This is a genomic window from Paraburkholderia sediminicola, assembly GCF_046027825.1.
Lineage (GTDB): Bacteria > Pseudomonadota > Gammaproteobacteria > Burkholderiales > Burkholderiaceae > Paraburkholderia > Paraburkholderia sediminicola_D.
This window is the reverse complement of the sequence record NZ_JAQQDU010000016.1, coordinates 36,569-57,174: the sequence shown is the minus strand read 5'-3', so window position 1 is coordinate 57,174 and position 20,606 is coordinate 36,569. Positions and strand designations below refer to the sequence as shown.

Below are 20,606 nucleotides of genomic sequence, written 5' to 3'. Positions count from 1 at the left end.
GGATATGAACATTTTCTGTGGATAACCTGCGCAACGCGGTCCGGTGAGAAGCCGAAAGGGTAATAGCGACCCGCGGGCCCGCCGGATTAGCTGCGAGCCGAGTGCCGCCATGTGCCATCGGCGCACGCAATCGAATCATGACGAAAACCAGGAGGGACGCCTCGGTGCGGCCCCCCCGGCATCCCCAGGCAGTCGCCGTCAGAACCGCTTTCTGATGCCGACCATCGCCGCCGTCGTATTGAAACCCGGCGCAACAGGCTGTCCGTATTCAATCGACTGATTCATCTTGCCCTGGTTGTCCACATAGCCCACCTGGGCATATAGCGTAGTGGCCTTGGAAAGACTGTAGTTCGCGCCGAGCACAAATTCGGTCGATTTGTTCGCAGAATTATTTTCGTCCTTGATGTAATACACGCCGCTTGTCACCTCGAAAGCCGGCGTGAACCGATAGCCTAAGCCGCCGGAAATCATGTCGAAGTCGGTGGTCTTCGGATGCGCCGGGTTGCGGCCGTTACTGAACGACGTGCTGACCGTAAAACCCTTGATCGAATACAGCGCGCCGAGGTAGTAGAACCGGTTGTTGTCCAGCCCGTTCGGCACGGTTGTCGGAGTGGGGTTGGTATCGTGCCCGTTGTAGTAGGCCGCCGCGAGTTTCAGTCCGTAATTGTCGTACTGCAAAACCGCGGATTCCCGTGTGCCGCCCTGCGCCTGCCCCGCTACGCCACCCGGCGCGTATTCGAGGCTGGCGGTCACGCCGCCGAACGTCGGCGAGACATAGACGATGGCGTCGTCGTCGAACACCGCCCCGAGTTGGGCGTTCGTGCTGGTCCCGGGCCAGCCCGCAGCGGAATTCATGCTGACCAGCGCGGTAAAGATACTGCCGAAGTAGCCGCCCTGGCGCACATCCGTGTAAGCCATCGCGTAGGTCAGCGGAATAATCTGCCGGCCCATGGTGAGCGACCCGTACGGGCCGGCGAGGCCAACCGACGCCTCCTGATTGAATTGCGCCGCCGCGCCGGCAGTACCGCTCAACCCAAATTTGCCACTGGTACTGTCAAACGCGCCTTGCAATTTGAAGTTGGTTTTCCACCCGCCGCCCAGGTCTTCCGTTCCTTTAAACCCGAGCATGCTGGTATAAATTCCGCCGTCCTTCATTTTGAAAACGTGGCCGGTATTCGGCGCGGCGGTGCTGTACGAGGCCGCCGAAGTGGTCTGATAAAGCAGCCCCGTATCCACTGCCCCATACAACGTCACTGACGATTGTGCATGCACAGTACTACCAACTGTTGCCAATGCGATCGCTGCTGCAAAACCTTTTTTCATTGTGTCTCCTTGGATTACCTGCTCCGGCGTCCGTGTGGCAACCAGAAATGTCTGTGCTCTATCAGTTTCTAAAACCAGCAATCTGCGAGACTCGTGGTCAGCAGTCAGCCGTCGAACGGCTTGTGTGAGCCGCTCATCAGCCTTCAACGGGCAGCGCCGCACGACAGATCGTCAACGCACCGCTGTCCCATACGCGCCTGGAGTCGATCGCGTCAGTTGTATCGGAGGGTCATTCAGACCGGACGTCCCGCCGCAATCATCATGCGAGAGGTCATGGGTTTGGCCCTACCATCGAATGAGGTCCATGACTTCGTCTGCCGGCTTTCCCTGCTCCAGCAAGCGCGCCATGATGTTCATCGCGGGCGTGATGTTGCGGAAGTAGGCCTTATAGCCGGCGCACAGATAGTTGAGGCCGGGCTCGCCATCCGCGGTTTCGATAAAGCGGTTTTTAGGGCACTCGCCGTGGCACGCGAAACGGAATTCGCAACGCAGACAGTCGCTCGGGAGCGTGCTTTCCTTCGCCATGCCGAAATCGGTCTGCGCCTGCGAGGACATCATGCTGCCCAGATCGTCTGACATGACATTGCCGAGGCGATATTCCGGGTACATGAAGTGGTCGCAAGCGTAGACACTGCCGTCGTGCTCTACGATGGCGGCGTTGCCGCAACGCGGGCTGAAAATGCAGGCGCCCGCGGGCAATTGGCACCACGATGCGAGCGCCCATTCGAAGTTCATCACGTGAATCGTGCCGACGTCATGACGAACCCATTCATCGAATACCGTGGACAGGAATGTGCCGTACGCAAGCGCGTTGACCGTGTGCGGCGTCACGGCTGTTTCTGGTCGCGCCACCGGTTTCGCTTTTGCTGCGGCAGACCGGCTGAGCGATGGCGGAACGGCAAAATGCAGTCCGATGACCTTTTCCTGCGGCTGAGCCACGCGCTCGACGACCGGATTGAACTGGATAAAACCCGCTCCCAATTCCTTGAGATGACGATAGATCTCCAGCGGCTGATGCACATTGGCGCTCGATACCGTAACCAGCACGTTGAAATCCACGCCATGACGCGACAAGACGGCCAAACCGCGTACGGTATCGTCGTAGCTCGAATGACCGCGCTTGTCCGGGCGTGCCACGTCGTTGAGGGCACGCGGACCGTCCAGACTGACGCCCACGAGGAAACGCTCGCGTCGAAGAAACGCCCCCCACTCGTCGTCGAGCAAGGTGCCGTTGGTTTGCAAGGTGTTGCGAATCAGCTTGCCCTGAGCGAACTTGCGCTGCAATGCGACGGCGCGCTCGAAGAATTCCAGCCCCAGCAAGGTGGGCTCACCGCCCTGCCACGTGAACTCGACCTCCGGCGCCGACTGAGTCGCAATATATCGCTGGACATAGGCCCCGAGAACCTCATCGGACATGCGAAAGCGCTCGCGTGGCGGGAAAGCGTTCTGTTTCTCGAGGTAAAAGCAGTAGCCGCAATCCAGATTGCAAAGTGCGCCGATGGGCTTCGCCATCAGATGAATGCCGGTCAGCGATACCGTGGCTTCGGTATTCATACTTGACAGCGGCCGTAGGCCACTCGGGAATGCAAAATAGAAATCATGGCTATCACCTTGGACGAACAAGCAACCCGCTTGAGATTTGGCTAAATCACCCCGCAATGCGGCCGGTTCAGGCGGTATTGCGTCGATGGTTCATCGTATGGGACGAGCGATTCCCGCGCCTGTCATTGCGGCCAAAACGGTGGTCTTTCAGAGTGTCGCCAGAATCGTGCGGCGTATGGCGTACGGCACGCGGCGCAGACAGAAGCAGTTGCCGATCCTAACCGGCCGCCTTCCTCGCAGCGATATCCGCTTCGTAGTACCGCGCTGCAAGCAGAAATAGCACCGCCGCAGCCAGCGACATCAGCGGCGCAACAGTGAGCGCTGTCCGCAGATTCGTCACGTCGGATAGGAGTCCCACCAGATAAGGCCCCGGCGCCGTGCCAAGCAGATTGGCGCCCAACACCGCGGTTGCCGTCACGGTGGCGTGAACGGCGGGATGAGTGACGTCAATCAGCATCGCCACCGCGGCCCCGCCATGCGCCGCGGCGAAGAGCGCGCCGCCGAGCAGCAGCACAAGCCCCGCTACGCCAGGCGGCATCGCGAACGCCGCAAACAGCATCAACGCGGAAAGCAGCGCGTAGGCGGCGGGCACGAGCGCTCGATAGCGCGGCCGCCCCCTGCTCAGCCGATCGGCCACGCCGCCGCCAAAGAGCATGCCCAACCCCAGCACTAGCACAACCACCGCCGCGATCAGACTCGCCTTCTTCGGGTCATAGCCGTAAAGGCGATTAAAGTACGTCGGCACCCATGCGATCAGGATGGCCGGGATCCCCATCTGCAAACCGAACGCGGCGAACGTGAAATTGCCGGAACGCGCGGCGAACACGTGCCTGAATACTTCGGTAAACCGCAGCCGCCCATTGGTGCTATGGTCGGAAGTGCCCTGTTGCAAGGCACGAACCTTGTAGTCGCGAACAAAGATGGGGTAAAGGATGGCGAGCAGCAAACCCGGTGCGCCGACGGCGAAAAAGGCATAGCGCCAGCCGAACTGGCTCGCGACCGCGCCGCCGATCACCACCCCCATGACGGAGCCAAAAATGCCGCCCGATTGAAACGCCCCCAGCACCGCGGAGCGCTTGCCCTCCGGGAACGTGTGAGCCAGCAGCGCCGCACCGGCCGCCGCGTAAGCGGCCTCGCCAAACCCTACCATTGCACGGGCGACAAGCATTTGCGTGTAGCTGGTCGCCAGTCCGCACGCAATCGTGGCGAAACACCAGACGAATGCCATCAACGTAATGCTTTTGACGCGGCCCCAACGATCCGCGACGAACGATAACGGAATGGTCATCACGCCGACCACCAGGGACACGATACTGACCAGCGCGCCCAATTGCGAATCCGACACACCCCACACCGGTTTGAGAAACGGAAATACGGCACCGACCGCCTGGCGCGACAGGTAGTCCGAGAGGATCAACCCGAAACTCAATGCGAACACGGTCCACGCATAGGCCTTCGAGCCTTGGCCCGCGCCGGCGCCGGACGCCCCACGGGCCTGAATCAGATGTAGCGTTCTCATGTTGACTCCGTGCTCGTGTCTTGCGCCGTCGAACCATACCGACAGGATTCATTCCCATAGGAACACGGAATGTTCAAAGCCGGGTCAGGATGCCCGAGGAATAGCTTCGATACCAGCCGTTGAACGCGCGTGCCGTATGGCGGACGAAACAGACCGATCGGGAACCAGCGCCTCATCCTTAACACCGACTTGCCGTGCGACAGCGCCTTGAATCCCTCCGGTCCGCGCCAGCTTCCGATTCCCGAATTACCGGTGCCGCCGAACGGCAAATCGCTCTGGAACACATGCCATGCCCAATCGTTGACGGTCATACCGCCGGCATGAACGTCCCGTTCCAATCGTTTGATTTCGCTCGCGTCCGTACCGTAGTAGTACAGCGCCAGGGGACGAGGCCGCGCCGTGATGTACCGGATGCCTTCGTCCAGCGAATCGCAAGGCACCACGGGCAGGATCGGATTGAAGAGCTCTTCCTGCATGATGCGCATATCCGGCGTCACATCCGTCACGATCTGCATGGGCACGACTCGCCAGCCGTTTCCGGTGCCGCACGAGGTCACCGTGGCGCCTTTGGCGCGCGCATCGTCGAGCAGTTCATGCACACGTTTCGCGTGACGGTCGGAGGCGATGCACGTGTACTCCGGATCGTCGACCGGGTTGGGCACCATGTGCTGAAATGCGCTTACCACGGCGGCCACGAACGCGTCGATCCGATCGCGCGGCACCAGGGCGTAGTCCGGCGCGACGCAGGCTTGACCGGCGTTGAATGCCTTGCCGTGCGCGATGGAGCGCGCCGCGGCTGCGATGCTCGCAGACGGGGCAACGATAGCCGGCGATTTGCCGCCCAGCTCCAGCGTGACGGGTGTCAGGTTCGCGGAGGCCGCGCGCATGATCTCCTTGCCGACAGCAGGCGAGCCGGTAAACACGATGTGATCGAACGGCAAGCTCGCAAAGGCCTGAGCCACTTCCACGCCGCCGCCGAACACCGCCACCTGATCTTCCGGAAATAGCTCGGCCAGCATCTCGCGCAGGACCGCCGTGCTGCGTGGCGAGAATTCCGACATCTTGATCATCACCCGATTGCCTGCTGCGAGCGCCGTGATCATCGGCCCCACTGCTTCGACGATCGGGAAATTCCATGCCGCGATCACGCCGACGACGCCTTTTGGCTGGTAGACCACTTTCGCGCTGTTGGTACGAAACAGCAGGTCCGTGCGCCGCCGTTGCGGCTTCATCCAGCGCCGCAGGTTGGCAAGCGCGTGGTCGATCTGCAACGCAGGAAACATCACGTCCAGCGTCTTGCATTCGAACTCCGAGCGACGACCGAAATCGTCGCTCATCGCCGTGGCGAGTCGATCCTGGTAGCGGCTCAGGGCCTCTCGTACCTCTTTCAATGCGCGCCTGCGTTCTCTGAGTTCAGGATAGGGGTTGGCGAGGCATGCCTCACGTTGCCGGGCCAATACGTCCCGCAGATCTTCAATCGAGTCATTCATCTCGCCATTCCCGTTCACCCGCATTCTCGACGCGTTCTCGATCGCGCACCTTTCGCGTACCTGATCCCAGCGCACCTTGCGCTTCAGCCGCGATGCGGCCGGCGCATCGTTACAAAGACACTCAGACCGATCGCCACTGCGCGTCCCAGTACTTTTCCCGCACGTCTTTCTTGAGCAACTTGCCCACGGCGCTGCGCGGCAGGTCGACCCAGAACTCGACGCTCTTCGGGGTCTTGGTGCTGCCCAAATGTTCCTTGCAGAGCGCCATGAGCTCCTCTTCGGAAACGCTCAGCCCGGGCTTGCACTGCACGACTGCTTTCACCGCCTCGCCCCACTTGTCATCGGGTACGCCGATCACAATGCAATCGAGAACGGCGGGATGGCCCTGAATGACCTTCTCGATTTCGACGGGAAAGACATTGAAACCACCGGTGACGATCATGTCCTTCATGCGGTCCACGATGGTGATGTAGCCCCGTGCGTCCCGCACGCCGACATCGGTGGTGTGATGCCAGCCGAAGGTGGAAACGGCGGCCGTGTCATCCGGCTTCTTGTAGTAGCCCTGCATGACCATCGACGAGCGCACGACGATTTCGCCGCGTTCGCCGGCAGGCAACAGGTTGCCCTCGGCATCCATGATGGCAAGACATGCGACGTCGACTGCCTTACCCGCGGCCTTGACCACGTCCTCGTCGAAGCTGCCGTCCTGCTTCAGATAGTCGGCGGGACCTTTGACCAGAATCGGCACCAGCGTCTCTGTTTGCCCGAAGCTTTCATACATGATGGGGCCGAACACGCGCACGGCTTCCTTGAACTTGTCTGGAGCGATCGGCGCCGCGCCGACGATGAACGCCTGCAGCGACGAGAAATCCGTCTCCTTCGTTTTCGGATGCGCCAGCAGACCGTAGACGGCGGTGGGCGGCAGGTACAGGTGCGTGATCTTTTCCGCTTCGATCAAGCTCAACAAGGCTTCTGGATCGAAACCCGGCATCAGAATGTTGACACCGCCCTTGATCGTGAAGCCAAGGGCCAGGAGCCCTGCTGCATGCGTCAGCGGCGCCACGCACAAGTGACGCGAACTGGACGTAATGCCGAAGGCGGAAGCGAGTCCCAGCCCCATGAATTCGAGGCCTCGATGCGTATGCACTGCGCCTTTGGACGGCCCCGTAGTGCCACCGGTGGGTTGCAGGAAAGCGCGATTGGCAGGGTCTTCCGGCTGATTGTGAAATGGCTTCCAGCAATCCTTCAGCCACTCGTCCATCGACATCCCATGCTCTGACGCACGGTCGATGCACACGTAGAGATTCGCCTTCGACAGCGTCTTCTTCAGCACCGGAACACTGCTCTCGAAATAGCTGTGAAAGAACACAATGTCGGTATCGAAGTACTCAAGCACCTCGGCATTGGTCTCGACCGAATTCCGAATGTGAACGGACAACCAGGCGGAGTCAGCCAGGTTGACACCCAGATGCAGAAGACTGACCCGATAGTCGTTGGGCGCATAAATAGCTGCATGCGTACCCGCGCCCGCCGCGCGCGCGCGAGTCAGGCCATGTGCTACCGCGTGAACGTACTTCTGGGCCTCGCCGTATGTCATGCGCGTGGCGCCATCGACAAACGCCAGGTTGTCCGGGTGAAGCTGCGCTACTGCATCGAAATAGTCTGCCAATCTCATTCTTTTAATCTCCTCCAGCACCAACTCTCAAACGTTCAGGGATCAACCGATCCTATTTCGCACGCAGGCGTGACGCCGCATCGAGACGAATGGTTTCGCCGTTGATGTACGCGTTTTCAATGATGAACGCGCAGCAATGAGCGAACTCACGCATGTCGCCTAAACGCTTCGGCGCTTCGGTCTGCTCCTTGAGTATCGCCAGCACCTTCTCGTCGAGCCCTGCCACCATGGGTGTCAGAAACAGGCCCGGAGCGATCGCATTGACGCGAACGCCAACCGCGCCAAGTTCACGCGCGGCCGGCATGTTCAGACCGATCACGCCAGCCTTCGTCGCCGCATAGGCGCTCTGCCCAATCTGGCCTTCGTACGCGGCGCCGGACGAAACGTTGATCACCACGCCGCGCTCTTCGCCGGCCTCCGCTTCGTTCTTCGCCATCTGTTCCGCGCATTTGGACATGACGTTGAACACGCCGTTGAGGTTGACCGCGGTGGTCTGCGCAAATCGGGCGAGCGGCGCGGCCTTACCGTCCTTGCCTAGCACCTTGAACGGCGTCGGCACTGCTGCACCGTTGATACAGACATGAATGGCGCCGAAGCGGGCCATCACCTCACCGACGGACTTTTGCACCGACTCTTCGCTGCTGACGTCCGTATGAACGAACATCGCGCGATCGGCGCCGATGTCGGCTACCGCCTTCTCGCCGGCGTCGACATTCAAGTCGGAAATGGCGACACGGGCGCCTTTTTCCTGCGTGAGGTAGAGCGCGGTGGCCAAGCCAAGCCCCGACGCACCACCCGTGATAACGACGACTTTGTCCTGAATACGCATGAGATATCCGAATAGAAAATGAGAATTTGAAAGGGCCTGGTGCGGACGGCGCCCTAGGCGCCGCCACGCATCAGAACGCGTTGACCCCAGTCAGCGCTCGCCCGATGATCAGTTGCTGGATTTGAGTCGTGCCCTCGGGAATCGGCGCGACAATCGCTTCGCGCGCCAGCTTCTCCACCAGGAACTCTTTGGTGACCCCATTGCCGCCGTGAATCTGCACTGCCTGGCGGGCGATTGTCACCGCGGCTTCGCAGGCAAAATATTTGGCCATGGCGGCTTCCATCTCAGCCGGCACACCGGCCTCGATCATCGATGCGGCACGTTGGGTCAACAAACGGCTGGCGTCCACATTCGTGGCCATTTCGGCCAGCATCGCGGAGATCAACTGGTGCCCTGCGATTACCTTGCCGTGTTGTTTGCGCTCCGTGGCATAGCGCGTCGCTTCTTCCAACGCACGCCGGGCGATACCCAGACCTTGCGCGGCGACGAAAACACGCGAGCGTTCGAACATCGCCAGCGTGTTCTTCAGCGCTTCGCCTTCGTTGCCGAGCATGTTGCTAGCCGGAACGCGGACATCGGTGAGGAAGATCTGCGCGGTCGACTGGCTGTTCCAGGCGATCTTGTGAATGTCGCGAACTTCGTACGGATGCTCCTTGCGATCCAGCAGGAAGTGCGTCAGGCCGCGACGCGGATCGTCACCGGTCCGGGCGGTGCAAATCAGAATGTCCGAATACGAGCCATTGCTGATCCAGGTCTTTTCGCCATTGATGATGTAGTGATCCCCATCTCGCCGGGCGCGGGTCTTGATCTCCAGCACGTTGGAGCCAACGTCCGGTTCGGAGATACCTGCGCTGCAGAACAGCTCACCCTTGAGCAGACCCGGCAGATAGCGCTCACGCAGATGCGCGGGGGCCAGCCTCGCCAGCATCTGTGCGCAGAAACTATTGATCAACACCGGCACCGACAGATCGACCGAGGTAGCCGCCACTTCTTCGAACAGCATGATCATCGTGAGCCAATCGAGGCCGAGGCCGCCATGTTCTTCACCGACGACACCCGAGATCAAGCCGAACTGGCTAAGCTCACGCATGAACTCGCCCATCACTTCCTTCGGCACGAACTTGTCGCGATACTCCTTGTTGAACATCGGATCGGCTTTGTCTGCCAGATAGCGCCGCAATCCATCTACTGCGCCTTGCTGCTCTTCCGTTCTGAATACGTATCCCATCTTTCGAGTTCCCTGAATGATTTACTGTTTGGCGAGAATCGTGATGGCCACCACGGCCTCTTCGATACCGTAAAGACCGCCGCCGTTTTCCTGAATCGCAATGCGGGCGTTGTCCACCTGCCGCTTGTCCGCTTCGCCGCGCAACTGGGTTACCAGTTCGTGGATCTGGCCGAGACCGGTTGCGCCGATAGGGTGACCCTTGGATTCGAGGCCGCCGGAAGGGTTGATCGGCATGCGGCCGCCGACCGTAAAGTCGCCACGCTCCGCAGCTGGTCCGCCTTCACCGAAAAGCACCAGCATCAACGACTCGGCATTGAGAATTTCGCCGATCGCGGAGGCGTCGTGAACCTCGGCGACATCGACATCCGCGGGCGCCACGCCGGCCTGTTCGTAGGCCTGTTTGGCCGCGAGGTGGGCAATGATCTTGTGCGGTTCATCCAGGCCGCGCGTGGTGCCGGTCTGCACGACGCTGGCGAGCACGCGCACCGCGCGTTTAGCCGCACCGTTGAGCCGCTTCAGCCCCGCTGCATTGCACAACACGACCGCAGCTGCGCCGTCGCTGATGGGGGAACACATCAATGTGGTCAACGGATAAGCGATCGGCGGCGACGCCAATACTTCTTCGATGCTGAAGGGCTGTTGAAACTGCGCCAGCGGGTTGTGCACCGAGTGTTGGTGGTTCTTTGCGGCAACCGCAGCAATCTGCCGCTGCGTGGTGCCGTAACGCAGCATGTGGTTGCGGCAGATGGCGGCGTACACATCCATGAAGACGCTGTACGGGCGCTCCGACATGGAGCCTGGCGGCGGCTTCACGCCCTCGCCCATGGCGAGCAAGGTCGCCTTGTTGTGCTCCACTGTCGACACATCCCAACCACCGTCGAAAGCCGCGAACATCTTGGCCTTGTCCGGAATATTCATCTTCTCCGCGCCGACGGCCAGCGCGATATCGCAGCTACCCGAGCGCAACGCCAGCGTCGCCAGATTAAAAGCCGACGAACCCGTGGCACAAGCGTTTTCCACTGTAAATACCGGCACGCCTTCAATGCCGAGGCGGCGCATCGCAATCGGACCGGGGATGGCGGTTTGGCCTTGAAACTGGCCGTTCGTCATGGTCCCGTAATACGCGGAGCCAATGTCGGCCGCGCCGCAACCCGCGTCTTTCAACGCAAGCGCGACCGCTTCTCCGACCATGTCGTACACGGACTTTTCAAGCAGACGCCCAAAGGCAGTCATGCCGACGCCGACCACATAAATATCGCTCATGTTTCCGTTCTCGTGACGATGTGAATCAACGGCCCTGAAACCGGGGCGCGCGTTTTTCGGCGAAGGCCTGCAAGCCTTCGTGGAAGTCAAAGGTGCGCATGTGCTGGCGCAGCATCACCTGCTCGTGCAGCAAGGCGTCGTCGCGCGTTTTGTCGACGGACTGCCGCGCGACCTCTTTCATGCGGCGCAACGCAATGGGGCTCTTTCGCGCGATGTGCGCGGCAAGCTTCTGCACTGCCTCGGCCAGTTCCGCATCCGGATGCACTTCGCAGACGAGACCGCATGCCTTCATCTCGGTGGCCGACAAGGACTTGCCAGTCAGCAGCAGATACATCGCCATGTTGAGCGGAATGAGCCGCGGCAGGACGGCCGCGCCACCCGCGCCCGGATACACGCCGAAGTTGGCATGCGCGTCTGCTAGCGTGGCGCTCTCGGCAGCGATCACCAGATCCGCGCACATCGCCAGTTCCAGGCCGCCCGCCATCGTGACGCCATTCAACGCGGCGATCACGGGCTTCGGGAAATCGCGCAGCCGGCCAAACACCTGGTTCGCACGATCGAGAAAATCCGCTTCACCGGGACTGAGGCTTTGGCCCGCCAGCACTTCCTTCAGATCTGCGCCGGCACAGAAGGCCGCGCCAGCGCCGGTGAGTACCAGTACGCACATTTCGTCGTCGGCTTCGATCTGCGTCAGACGGCGATCCAACTCCGCCAGCATCGCCAGGTTCAGCGAATTCATCGCCTTCGGGCGGTTCAGCGTCAAACGGGCGACGGACCCATCGACGTCGTATAACAAAACGTCTTCGTTCATGACATCTCCATACTTTTTAGTGATCAGGACGCTCGACGAATGCGCCGGCCTCAAGAAATTGGCGAGTGTGCTGATCGTATGGAGAACGGCGTCCAGCAACAGGTCATTGGAATGAAGTCGCAGGTCCCGGCGATAGGTCGCGTAAGACCCGGCGCGTGATCTGGCCTCAGTTACGTAGCCTCAGTTGCGTAGCTTCAATGCGCGGAGAGCAAATGTGCGATCTCGCTTTCGCCAAGCCCAATGGTTCGGAGAATCGCAATGCCGTGCTCGCCACGCTGCGGTACGGCTTTAGCGACGCCGGATGGGGTCGCAGAGAAACGCGGCGCCGGGGCGGCCTGCAGTACCCCGTCGCGCTCGGCATAGACGCCACGAGCGGCCATATGCGGATGCGTCATGGCTTCGACCGGCGTTAGCACCGGCGAGAAACAGGCGTCGCTGCCTTCAAGCAAATCGACCCAATGCTGCCGGGGTTGCGTGGCGAACACCGCGGCCAACCGTTCACGCAGGGCAGGCCATCGATGCGGGTAATAGGGCTGCCGGAAATCCGGATCGTCACCGAGCCCGAGTTTGCTGAAGAGCAGCGCATTGAATTGCGGCTCCAGCGCCTGCACGCTGACAAAGTGGCCGTCGGCACACGCGTAGGTGCCACTCCAGTGTGGGCCGTCCAGAAGGCCGCGGCCGCGTTCGATCGGTTGATGCCCCGCGGCGTGCACCGACAGCAGCAGGTTCATCAGATTGGCACTGCCGTCCACGATCGCCGCATCCACCACCTGGCCATGACCGGTACGGCGAGCGCCCAGGATGCCGGCCAGCACGCCCATCGCAAGATACAGCGCGCCGCCGCCCAGATCACCCACCAGCGTGGGCGGTGGCATAGGTGGTTTGCCGGGTTCGCCCGCGAACCAGAGCGCGCCGGAGAGCGCGATATAATTCAGGTCGTGCCCGGCGGCTTGCGCCAATGGCCCCGTCTGCCCCCATCCGGTCATGCGGCCATATACGAGGCGTGGATTGCGTGCCAGACACGTGTCCGGCCCGAGTCCGAGCCGTTCCATCACGCCCGGGCGCATCCCTTCGATCAGCGCATCCGAGTCCTCGATGAGCCGCAGGACGGCATCGATCGCGCGCGCGTCCTTCAGGTTCAGCGCAATGGACTGCTTGCCGCGATTGACGATCGCGCTCTTGCCGAGATCGAGCATGCCGCCATCGCTGGCGTCCGCGCGCTCGATCAGGATGACTTCGGCGCCCATATCCGCAAGCAACATGCCGCAAAATGGCCCCGGGCCAATGCCGGCAATTTCCACGACGCGAATGCCGTCGAGAACACCCATGGTTCTGCTCCTTTGGAGATAAAGATGATGAGGCGTCGCGGCGCTTGCTAAACGGCGCAGTGAGGCGGAACGCGCTTTGCGTTTCGCCTCCTGCCCCGATGCCGCAGCGCCTCTAGCTGTTTGAGCGGCGCGATTGCGCTTTCATGAGGGGCATCCAGTGCAGTACGCCGAACAGCAGCGTAAGCACCACGCTAAGCGCGAGCGGCCCCCGATACAGCCGCAGTCGCCCGAACACGAAGACGACTTCGCATGCGTGGATGACGAGGAACGCCATCGCCACGATCTCCACGGCGAACGCGAGTCCGCTTGCGGAGCCGGGCATGACAAGGCTTGCAAGCGCGCAGCCATAGATCGCGATGCAAGCCGCCTTCAGGACGTACAGCACGTGCCCTCTTGGGTCACCGCCAACGCCGCCGCCTTGATCAGGTCAGCGGCTTTCTCCGCGATCATGATCGTCGGCGCATTGGTGTTGCCGGACACGATGTTCGGCATGATCGACGCATCGACGACGCGCAAGCCCTGCACCCCTTTGACGCGCAATTGATCGTCGACCACGTCGAGTGCGCCATTACCCATGCGACAGGTTCCGACAGGGTGATAGGCGCAGTCAGCGTGATTGCGAATGAACGCTTCGATCTGCGCATCGGTCTGTGCACCCCTTGAGTTTCTGGATTCCCTGCCGCCAAATCGCGCCAGGGCCGGCTGACGCATGATGCCGCGCACCAGTTTTAAAGCGCGTATCAGGCGGCTCACGTCGTCCTGATCCGCAAGAAAGTTCGTATCGATCAGCGGCGCCGCCAGCGGATCGGCGCTCGCCAATGAAACGCTGCCGCGGGATTTCGGACGCAACAGGCCACAGTGAACCGAGTAGCCATTGCCGATCAATATCTTCCGGCCATGGTCGATCAGCTTTGCAACGATGAAGACGAGTTGCACATCCGGGCGCGTTTCTTCTGGCAGCGTCTTCACGAAGCCCGTGCCCTCCGCGAAGTTAGACGTCAGCACACCGCACCGATATTTCGCCCAGGTGCGCATGCCCTTCGCCACGGACCACACGCCCGACAGCGACAGACCGAACAGCCCTCGCGACGCGCCGGCTTCGTAGCTGTGAACAATATCGATATGGTCCTGCAGGTTCTGGCCGACGCCCGGTGCATCGTGAACGACGTCAATGCCATGCTGCTGCAAATGCCCGGCAGGCCCGATGCCCGACAGCATCAGGATGTGGGGCGACTGCAAGGCGCCGGCCGACAACAGGACTTCCTGCGTGGCCTTCAGAACCTTGATTGCGCCACCTTGCCGAAACTCGACGCCAATCGCCCGCTTGCCTTCCATCACAATTCGCGTGACCTGCGCACCGGTGATGACCTGCAAGTTCGGCCGGTCGAGATTCGGTGTCAGGAAAGCCTTGGCGGTACTGCAGCGTTCGCCGTTCTTTTGCGTAACCTGCGTCAGTCCAACGCCCAACTGATGATCGCCGTTGAAGTCAGGGTTGGGCGAATGACCCGCCTGCACGCCCGCCTCGACGAACGCTCTTGCATAGACGCTCGGTTCCAGCACGTCCGCGACATTGAGCGGGCCGCCTGCGCCGTGATACGCATTGCTGCCCCAGAACGCGTTGTTCTCCGACTTCCTGAAGTACGGCAACACCTCGTCGTAACTCCAGCCGACGTTGCCCGCTTCTGCCCATTCGTCGTAGTCGGTCCGATCGCCGCGGATGTACATCATTCCGTTGATCGAACTGCTTCCGCCCAATGCCTTGCCGCGCGGCTGGTAGCCGATCCGGCCGTTCAACCCGCGATTCGGAATCGTCTTGAACGCCCAGTTGAAGATGGGATAGGGAATCAACGCGGCGAGACCCGCCGGGCATTGAATCAATGGGCTGTTATCGGATGCGCCTGCTTCTAGCAGGCAGACCTGTACCTGTGGGTCCTCGCTCAGGCGAGCTGCCAGCACGCAGCCCGCCGACCCACCGCCGATGATGATGTAATCGATCATGGCAGGTAGACGATATGGACGTCATTGATCCGGCCATCGAATCTGAACGGCGCACGATCGCGATAATCCAGCGTAACCGGGCAACCGAGGTCGACGCCGACGTTAAAGGTTTCGCTCGCGCTGAACGCAAGCGGGACGGTGAACGGCGTGGTGCCCCGCGCCACTTCCACACCGTCGACGCCCATCACCAGGGTCGCGGGCGCGCCGGGTGCAGGTCCGCTCATCACGGTCTCGAGATCGAACCGATGCGGACCCGGCGCGATCCTGTCCGCTGAACGTAAGCGCGTTCTTACCACACCCAGGAAGTTGTATTCGTAGTGGAGGTAACCGTCGTCCATATAGAGCACCAGACCGCCGGCTACCGCGCCTAGCGAATAGAGCACGCCGCTGCCCTCCGCGGCCACCTCGACATCTACCGTTACGCGGCTGTTGCGCGCGCGCAGATTAGGCGCACAGAATTCGGGCAGGCGCGTGATCTCCGTATTGAAGTGCCATTCGGTCTGAGTCGTTCCGACACGCGCATCGGGATTGAGAAGTGGTCCCAGACCCGCGCCGATCGGATAGACGTGATTGGCACGCGCCTCGCTATCGAACTTCTCCTTCATTTCAGCGAGCTTTTGCGGGTAGTCGCGCGCAAGATCGTTCGACTGTGAATAGTCGCCGTCGAGTTTGTACAACGCCCACACATCCTCATCCGGATTCCAGTTCGCATAGGCGGCGTAGGCGCCTGGCAACCATGGCACACGCGGCCCAAAAACAGACGCCATCCAGCCTTCCGAGTAGATCCCGCGGCTGCCGAACACTTCGAAGTACTGATGCGTTTTCTGCGTGGTCGCCTCATTGTCGGCGAACGTATACGCGAGACTCACGCCGTCCAGCGGATCCTGCTTCAGGCCATTGACCGACTCAGGCGGCGTAATGCCGATGACGTCGTAGATGGTCGGCGCGATATCGTTGACATGGTGGAACTGCCCACGCACGTTGGCATCGGCCTGTATACCCTTGGGCCAGGAAACTGCCATCGGTACACGGGTTCCACCGAAGTATCCCGCCACCAGCTTGGTGCCCTGGAATGGACTTTCACCGGCCCAGGCCCAGCCGGCGTGGTACATGTTCGCCACCTTCGGACCGCCCAGGGCGGGCAAACCGCCGTATTCTTCTTCGAGGATTTTCATCTGTTGCGCGAAAGGCATCGGTACACCGTTAAGCGTCAGCATCTCGTTGATGGTGCCGCTCCAGCCTTCCGAGGACGCGCCGTTATCCGACAGTACGTAAAAGATCAGCGTGTTGTCACGCAGGCCCAGCCGCTCCAGTTCATCCACGACCTTGCCGGCCTGCGTGTCGGCATGCTCGAGGAATCCGGCGTACACCTCCATCAGGCGCGCCTGAAATCGCTTTTCATCGTCGCTGAGGCTATCCCACGCAGGCATCGTGTCCGGACGCGGCGTCAGGATGCTGTCTGCCGGAATCCAGCCGAGCGCCTTCTGACGCTTGAAGGCCTGCGCGCGGTAGACGTCCCAGCCGCCGTCGAACTGTCCCCTGTACTTATCCGACCACTCCCCGAAAACCTGATGCGGGCCATGCACCGCGCCCGGCGCCCAATACATCAGAAACGGCTTATCCGGCGCGAGCGCATGTTGCTGGCGCAACCAGCTTGTGGCCTGAGCCGCCAGATCTTCGCTCAGGTGATATTTCGGATCGTTGGGCCGCTCGATCGGCGTGGTGTTGCGATACAGATTCGGCTCGTATTGCGAAGACTCCGCCCCCATGAACCCGTAAAAATGATCGAACCCACAGCCGGTCGGCCAGCGGTCGAAGGGACCGGCGGCGGAGACGTCCTGGGCAGGGGTGTTATGCCACTTCCCGAATGCAGCGGTGCTGTAGCCATAGTGCTGCAGCACTTCCGGTATGGTCGCCGAGGTCTTCGGAATCTCGCCGGTGTAGCCGTCAAAATCGCTCGCCAGCTCGGTGATCGTACCGGATTCGACACGATGGTGGTTACGCCCCGTCAGCAGCGAGGCACGGGTCGCCGAACAGATAGCGGTCGTGTGAAAGGCGTTGTAGCGCACGCCGGAATCGGCAATGCGGCTAAGCGTCGGCGTATGAATCGCGCCGCCGACGGTATCGGCATGCGCAAAGCCGACGTCGTCCAGCATGATGATCAGGACGTTCGGCGCGTCGGCGCGCAAATGGGTGGCCTTGCTGCGCCACTGATGCTTGGACTCAGCCAGCGTACGCGCGGCGAGACTGGCTGTCGGCGTTTTGGGAAACGGCAGATCCTGCGTTCCTGCTACGGCCACACCGGTGAGATGGGGCTGCTCGACTGAGCCCGCCTCTTCGGAAGACGGTTCCGTCGGAGCGGAATCGGATGCCGCAGGGTTGAATTCGCGGGTCATGAGGGTCTCCTGTCATGGACTGAAACGTGACGCCAGCCGCCGGATCGCGGGTCTGCGGGTCATAGACTGATCGGAGGGCATTTTATGAACCGCATCCCGAGCGGCGCTGGTCTTTGAAGACAATCCAGCGGTCTTGCGCGTTGCGTGACGCGCCACCTGACTCACGGGGCGGGTAAACACGGAGGCAAAGCGGATCGAGGCCAGTGGCCAGAAAAGTGCGTTGCGCCGCCGAAAACCGCTCGACGGTGCTACGATCATTGACTCGAGTTCGTGCAGAAAAGCAGGAAGCGCGTGACGATCGCAGACCTGGCATTTACGCCGATGGAGTTTGCAGTGCAATCGCGACTACGCTATTGCGCTGGTCGACGCACACTCATCGACGCAAACGCACTTTCGCCCGAGCGTATTTCTCCCACACCCCGCCCGCCGGTGATAGACAGCATGCCGGCCCAGCAATGACTGCGGTCCATCATGCAGAGAACCATCCCCTCCCGCTTCGATAGCGACGCCGTTCTCACGACGATCGGTGGCTATGGGCTGGCCATTTCACGCGCGCTCGAGCACAACGGGGTCGATAGCGCGCGGATTTTTCAGGCGGCCGGTATCGACCCGTCACTGCTGAAGAACGATCCCATGACGCGGCTGCCGGTCGCCACGATGGCCAGGCTTTATAAAGTCTGCGTGGACGTGACGCACAACCCCTACTTCGGATTGACGGTTGCCAGGTTCATCCACGTTTCGAATCTGCACGCACTCGGCTATGCGCTCGCCGCCAGTTCGAACCTGATGGCATTCTGCCAACGGCTGGAACGTTTTTTCAGGCTCGCTTCTCACGCCGCCGAAATCAACCTCATAGAGAACGGCAACGAGGTCTCGCTGCGCACAAGAATTCTGGTGCCCGTGTGCGCCGAAACGGAAGATGCGTTGATGGGTTTTGTCGTGCTGTCCATGCGCCAGCTTTACCACGCCGATTTCAATCCGCTTCGCGTGGCGTTTTCTCACGCCATGCCGCGCGAAGGCAGCGCCCCCTACGAGAAACTGTTTCGCTCACCGGTCGAGTTTGACCAGGCCGCACCGGAACTCGTGTTTTCCAAACCGGATCTGCAACAACCGCTGGCCGGCGCGTGCGCTGAGCTGGCGCAATTGCACGACAACCTCGCCACTAGCTACATCGCCCGTCTCGACAAACACGATGTGGTGAGCACAGTGCGGCAGAAGATCATTGAGTATCTGCCCAACGGCGACTGCTCAAGAGACAAAGTCGCCGACGCCATGTGCATCAGCCCGACCACTCTGCAGTTCAAGCTCTCGCAGCACGATACGAATTTCAATGAGCTGCTCGATGCGACGCGCAGGGAGTTGGCCTCCAGCTATGTCCAGCAATCGGCGTTGTCGATTACCGAAATCACGTTCTTGCTGGGGTTTAGCGACTCAAGCAACTTCACTCGCGCGTTCAAGCGGTGGGAAGGCGTTTCGCCGAGCGACTATCGCAGGGACGCAAAGATTCAGAGTGCGTGAGGTTCTGTTTCCATTGCGCCTCGAACCTTGCGCGCCTAGACCTTGCGCTCAGCGGTCGTTTCCAGCCCGCCATCACCGCCGAAACGTGAGAAGCGGCGCTGCAAAAGCAGCAGCAATGGCGTAGAGACCATCGAGAGCGCGACGACCAGCGTCACAAGCGAAGAAAGGCGTTGGTCGACGACTTGCGCCGCCAGTGACGCCGCCAGAACCACGAATGCGAACTCACCGCCTTGCGAAAGCAGAATGGCAAAATAGCCGCGTTGCGACAACGGTACGTCGAAGCGGCTCGCCAGAAACCACTGCGCGATAGTCTTGATACCGACCAGTGCCACCACCAGCCCCGCAACCCGCACCGGTTCGCGCGCCAGCACGCCGAAATCGATCGACATGCCTACCGCGATGAAGAACAAGCCGAGCAACAGGCCCTTGAACGGGGCGATATCGACTTCGATATCGTGGCGAAATTCGGAGTCCGCGAGCATCACACCCGCGACAAACGCGCCCAGCGACATCGATAAATGCACGCTCTCCATCAGCAGCGCGATACCGATCACCCAGAGCAGCGCGAACGCCGTGAAGATCTCAGGCACACCGGTACGCGAGACCAAAGGCAACACTGCCTTCAGTACATAGCGACCCACCACCAGCACGACCGCGAGCACGGCGATGGCCTTCATTGCCACGAGCCAGCCCGGCTCTGTGGCGGCTGCCCCCGCCGCCGGCCCGAGTAGCGGCAGAAGCGCAATCAATGGAATGGCCGCCATGTCCTGAAACAGCAAAATGCCGAAGCCCGCGCGGCCGGTCGGCGTGTCCATCAATTTGCGTTGCTGAAGTTCGCCGATCACCATCGCCGTGGACGACAACGCCAGCGCGAGTCCACCTGTCAGCGCGATGCGCCATGGCGTACCGAAGATCAGAAACGTTGCGGTCAACACGGCGGCGCAGAGGGCCATCTGCATCGCGCCATAACCGAAGATGCTGCGCCGCATGGCCCAGAGCAATTCCACGCGCATTTCGAGGCCGATCACGAACATCATCAGCACGATGCCTAACTCGGCAAAGTGCAGAATGGCATCGACATCGGTCACGAGCCGCAACACCCACGGCCCGATCATGATGCCAGCCACCAGATAGCCGAGCACCGCGCCGAAACCGAGCCGCGTCGCGAGCGGAACAGCGATCAGCGCCGCGATGAGGAAAATGACCACATCGATCAGCAACTTTGTCATTGGCCCAATACCCACTGAATGAGCGTGTGTGCATCGTCGGCTGAAAGCGGAGGAACCGGATCGGCCTCCGGCATGGTGATATCGCCCCAGTGAGGTTTTCCGCCAGCCAGCAGCTTCTTTTCCAGCATGACGCTCGCCCCCGGCGACATGCGATAGCGTTGTGCGATCTTGGGGAACGACGGAGCCAGATCGGCCCCTTCGGTGGTATGACAGAACATGCAGTGTTGCTCTTCGACCAACCCCGCCACTGCGGATTGAGCGAGTGCATCCGCGGAAACCATTAGCACGATGCTGAGGAGCGCCCCGCCGCAACACAGATTCCCCACTCGTTTCACGATACCTCTCCCGTGTCGCGACGCGCCGGCCAGGATCCAATACACCAATGCCGGCCTACGCG

16 protein-coding genes are annotated in these 20,606 nt (G+C 61.1%); 1 reads left to right on the top strand and 15 read right to left on the bottom strand.

Annotated features, from left to right (window positions below; all coding sequences use genetic code 11):
• Positions 1 to 198: 198 nt before the first annotated feature.
• The 13 genes from PQQ96_RS11505 to PQQ96_RS11445 all read right to left on the bottom strand — a co-directional run bounded on the left by PQQ96_RS11505 (position 199) and on the right by PQQ96_RS11445 (position 17,462).
• Complete coding sequence (locus PQQ96_RS11505; RefSeq protein WP_408291804.1) at positions 199 to 1,323, bottom strand: porin; 1,125 nt, start codon at positions 1,321 to 1,323, stop codon at positions 199 to 201.
• Positions 1,324 to 1,608: 285 nt separating this feature from the next.
• Positions 1,609 to 2,877, bottom strand: a complete 1,269-nt coding sequence (locus tag PQQ96_RS11500) for an anaerobic sulfatase maturase (protein ID WP_408291686.1) — start codon at positions 2,875 to 2,877, stop codon at positions 1,609 to 1,611.
• 265 nt (positions 2,878 to 3,142) lie between these two features.
• A complete protein-coding gene (locus PQQ96_RS11495) occupies positions 3,143 to 4,444 on the bottom strand; it encodes an MFS transporter (RefSeq protein WP_408291684.1) in 1,302 nt (433 codons plus the stop codon).
• Positions 4,441 to 5,934, bottom strand: coding sequence for a coniferyl aldehyde dehydrogenase (locus PQQ96_RS11490; protein ID WP_408291683.1), 1,494 nt, complete (start codon positions 5,932 to 5,934; stop codon positions 4,441 to 4,443). Before PQQ96_RS11490 ends, PQQ96_RS11495 begins: the two co-directional genes overlap by 4 nt.
• Positions 5,935 to 6,055: 121 nt before the next feature.
• Entirely contained in the window at positions 6,056 to 7,609 is a 1,554-nt protein-coding gene (locus PQQ96_RS11485) for a class I adenylate-forming enzyme family protein (RefSeq protein WP_408291681.1), read from the bottom strand.
• A gap of 52 nt (positions 7,610 to 7,661) precedes the next feature.
• Positions 7,662 to 8,438 (bottom strand): SDR family NAD(P)-dependent oxidoreductase, encoded by a 777-nt coding sequence (locus PQQ96_RS11480; RefSeq protein ID WP_408291679.1) that lies wholly within the window; start codon positions 8,436 to 8,438, stop codon positions 7,662 to 7,664.
• A 70-nt stretch (positions 8,439 to 8,508) separates the two neighbouring features.
• A complete protein-coding gene (locus PQQ96_RS11475; protein ID WP_408291677.1) occupies positions 8,509 to 9,666 on the bottom strand; it encodes an acyl-CoA dehydrogenase family protein in 1,158 nt (385 codons plus the stop codon).
• Between the two features lie 21 nt (positions 9,667 to 9,687).
• Complete coding sequence (locus PQQ96_RS11470; protein WP_408291676.1) at positions 9,688 to 10,929, bottom strand: thiolase family protein; 1,242 nt, start codon at positions 10,927 to 10,929, stop codon at positions 9,688 to 9,690.
• A 25-nt stretch (positions 10,930 to 10,954) separates the two neighbouring features.
• Positions 10,955 to 11,740, bottom strand: a complete 786-nt coding sequence (locus tag PQQ96_RS11465) for an enoyl-CoA hydratase/isomerase family protein (RefSeq protein ID WP_408291675.1) — start codon at positions 11,738 to 11,740, stop codon at positions 10,955 to 10,957.
• Between the two features lie 194 nt (positions 11,741 to 11,934).
• Entirely contained in the window at positions 11,935 to 13,068 is a 1,134-nt protein-coding gene (locus PQQ96_RS11460; RefSeq protein ID WP_408291673.1) for a CaiB/BaiF CoA transferase family protein, read from the bottom strand.
• A 112-nt stretch (positions 13,069 to 13,180) separates the two neighbouring features.
• Positions 13,181 to 13,453, bottom strand: coding sequence for a hypothetical protein (locus PQQ96_RS11455; protein WP_408291671.1), 273 nt, complete (start codon positions 13,451 to 13,453; stop codon positions 13,181 to 13,183).
• Positions 13,438 to 15,066, bottom strand: a complete 1,629-nt coding sequence (locus PQQ96_RS11450) for a GMC family oxidoreductase (protein WP_408291669.1) — start codon at positions 15,064 to 15,066, stop codon at positions 13,438 to 13,440. The genes PQQ96_RS11455 and PQQ96_RS11450 overlap by 16 nt, the downstream gene beginning before the upstream one ends.
• Positions 15,063 to 17,462 carry an arylsulfatase gene (locus PQQ96_RS11445; RefSeq protein WP_408291667.1) on the bottom strand — a complete coding sequence of 800 codons (2,400 nt, stop codon included), beginning with the start codon at positions 17,460 to 17,462 and terminating at the stop codon, positions 15,063 to 15,065. The genes PQQ96_RS11450 and PQQ96_RS11445 overlap by 4 nt, the downstream gene beginning before the upstream one ends.
• 471 nt (positions 17,463 to 17,933) lie before the next feature.
• On the opposite strand from PQQ96_RS11445, the gene PQQ96_RS11440 reads away from it, so the two are divergent.
• On the top strand, positions 17,934 to 18,980 hold the full coding sequence (locus PQQ96_RS11440; RefSeq protein WP_408291666.1) for an AraC family transcriptional regulator: 1,047 nt from the start codon (positions 17,934 to 17,936) through the stop codon (positions 18,978 to 18,980).
• Positions 18,981 to 19,015: 35 nt separating this feature from the next.
• Here PQQ96_RS11440 and PQQ96_RS11435 read toward each other — a convergent pair whose 3' ends face one another.
• Together PQQ96_RS11435 and PQQ96_RS11430 are read right to left on the bottom strand one after the other, a co-directional pair.
• Entirely contained in the window at positions 19,016 to 20,209 is a 1,194-nt protein-coding gene (locus tag PQQ96_RS11435) for a monovalent cation:proton antiporter-2 (CPA2) family protein (protein ID WP_408291664.1), read from the bottom strand.
• Positions 20,206 to 20,490, bottom strand: coding sequence for a c-type cytochrome (locus PQQ96_RS11430; RefSeq protein WP_408291803.1), 285 nt, complete (start codon positions 20,488 to 20,490; stop codon positions 20,206 to 20,208). Before PQQ96_RS11430 ends, PQQ96_RS11435 begins: the two co-directional genes overlap by 4 nt.
• Positions 20,491 to 20,606: the final 116 nt, after the last annotated feature.

What these genes read in the sequence shown, in the direction of transcription:
- PQQ96_RS11495 (WP_408291684.1), bottom strand. Translation starts at nt 4,444, where the DNA reads ATGAGAACGCTACATCTGATTCAGGCCCGTGGGGCGTCCGGCGCCGGC.
- PQQ96_RS11490 (WP_408291683.1), bottom strand. Translation starts at nt 5,934, where the DNA reads ATGAATGACTCGATTGAAGATCTGCGGGACGTATTGGCCCGGCAACGT.
- PQQ96_RS11450 (WP_408291669.1), bottom strand. Translation starts at nt 15,066, where the DNA reads ATGATCGATTACATCATCATCGGCGGTGGGTCGGCGGGCTGCGTGCTG.
- PQQ96_RS11465 (WP_408291675.1), bottom strand. Translation starts at nt 11,740, where the DNA reads ATGAACGAAGACGTTTTGTTATACGACGTCGATGGGTCCGTCGCCCGT.
- PQQ96_RS11480 (WP_408291679.1), bottom strand. Translation starts at nt 8,438, where the DNA reads ATGCGTATTCAGGACAAAGTCGTCGTTATCACGGGTGGTGCGTCGGGG.
- PQQ96_RS11435 (WP_408291664.1), bottom strand. Translation starts at nt 20,209, where the DNA reads ATGACAAAGTTGCTGATCGATGTGGTCATTTTCCTCATCGCGGCGCTG.
- PQQ96_RS11475 (WP_408291677.1), bottom strand. Translation starts at nt 9,666, where the DNA reads ATGGGATACGTATTCAGAACGGAAGAGCAGCAAGGCGCAGTAGATGGA.
- PQQ96_RS11445 (WP_408291667.1), bottom strand. Translation starts at nt 17,462, where the DNA reads ATGACCCGCGAATTCAACCCTGCGGCATCCGATTCCGCTCCGACGGAA.
- PQQ96_RS11505 (WP_408291804.1), bottom strand. Translation starts at nt 1,323, where the DNA reads ATGAAAAAAGGTTTTGCAGCAGCGATCGCATTGGCAACAGTTGGTAGT.
- PQQ96_RS11430 (WP_408291803.1), bottom strand. Translation starts at nt 20,490, where the DNA reads ATGGTTTCCGCGGATGCACTCGCTCAATCCGCAGTGGCGGGGTTGGTC.
- PQQ96_RS11470 (WP_408291676.1), bottom strand. Translation starts at nt 10,929, where the DNA reads ATGAGCGATATTTATGTGGTCGGCGTCGGCATGACTGCCTTTGGGCGT.
- PQQ96_RS11485 (WP_408291681.1), bottom strand. Translation starts at nt 7,609, where the DNA reads ATGAGATTGGCAGACTATTTCGATGCAGTAGCGCAGCTTCACCCGGAC.
- PQQ96_RS11460 (WP_408291673.1), bottom strand. Translation starts at nt 13,068, where the DNA reads ATGGGTGTTCTCGACGGCATTCGCGTCGTGGAAATTGCCGGCATTGGC.
- PQQ96_RS11500 (WP_408291686.1), bottom strand. Translation starts at nt 2,877, where the DNA reads ATGAATACCGAAGCCACGGTATCGCTGACCGGCATTCATCTGATGGCG.
- PQQ96_RS11440 (WP_408291666.1), top strand. Translation starts at nt 17,934, where the DNA reads ATGCAGAGAACCATCCCCTCCCGCTTCGATAGCGACGCCGTTCTCACG.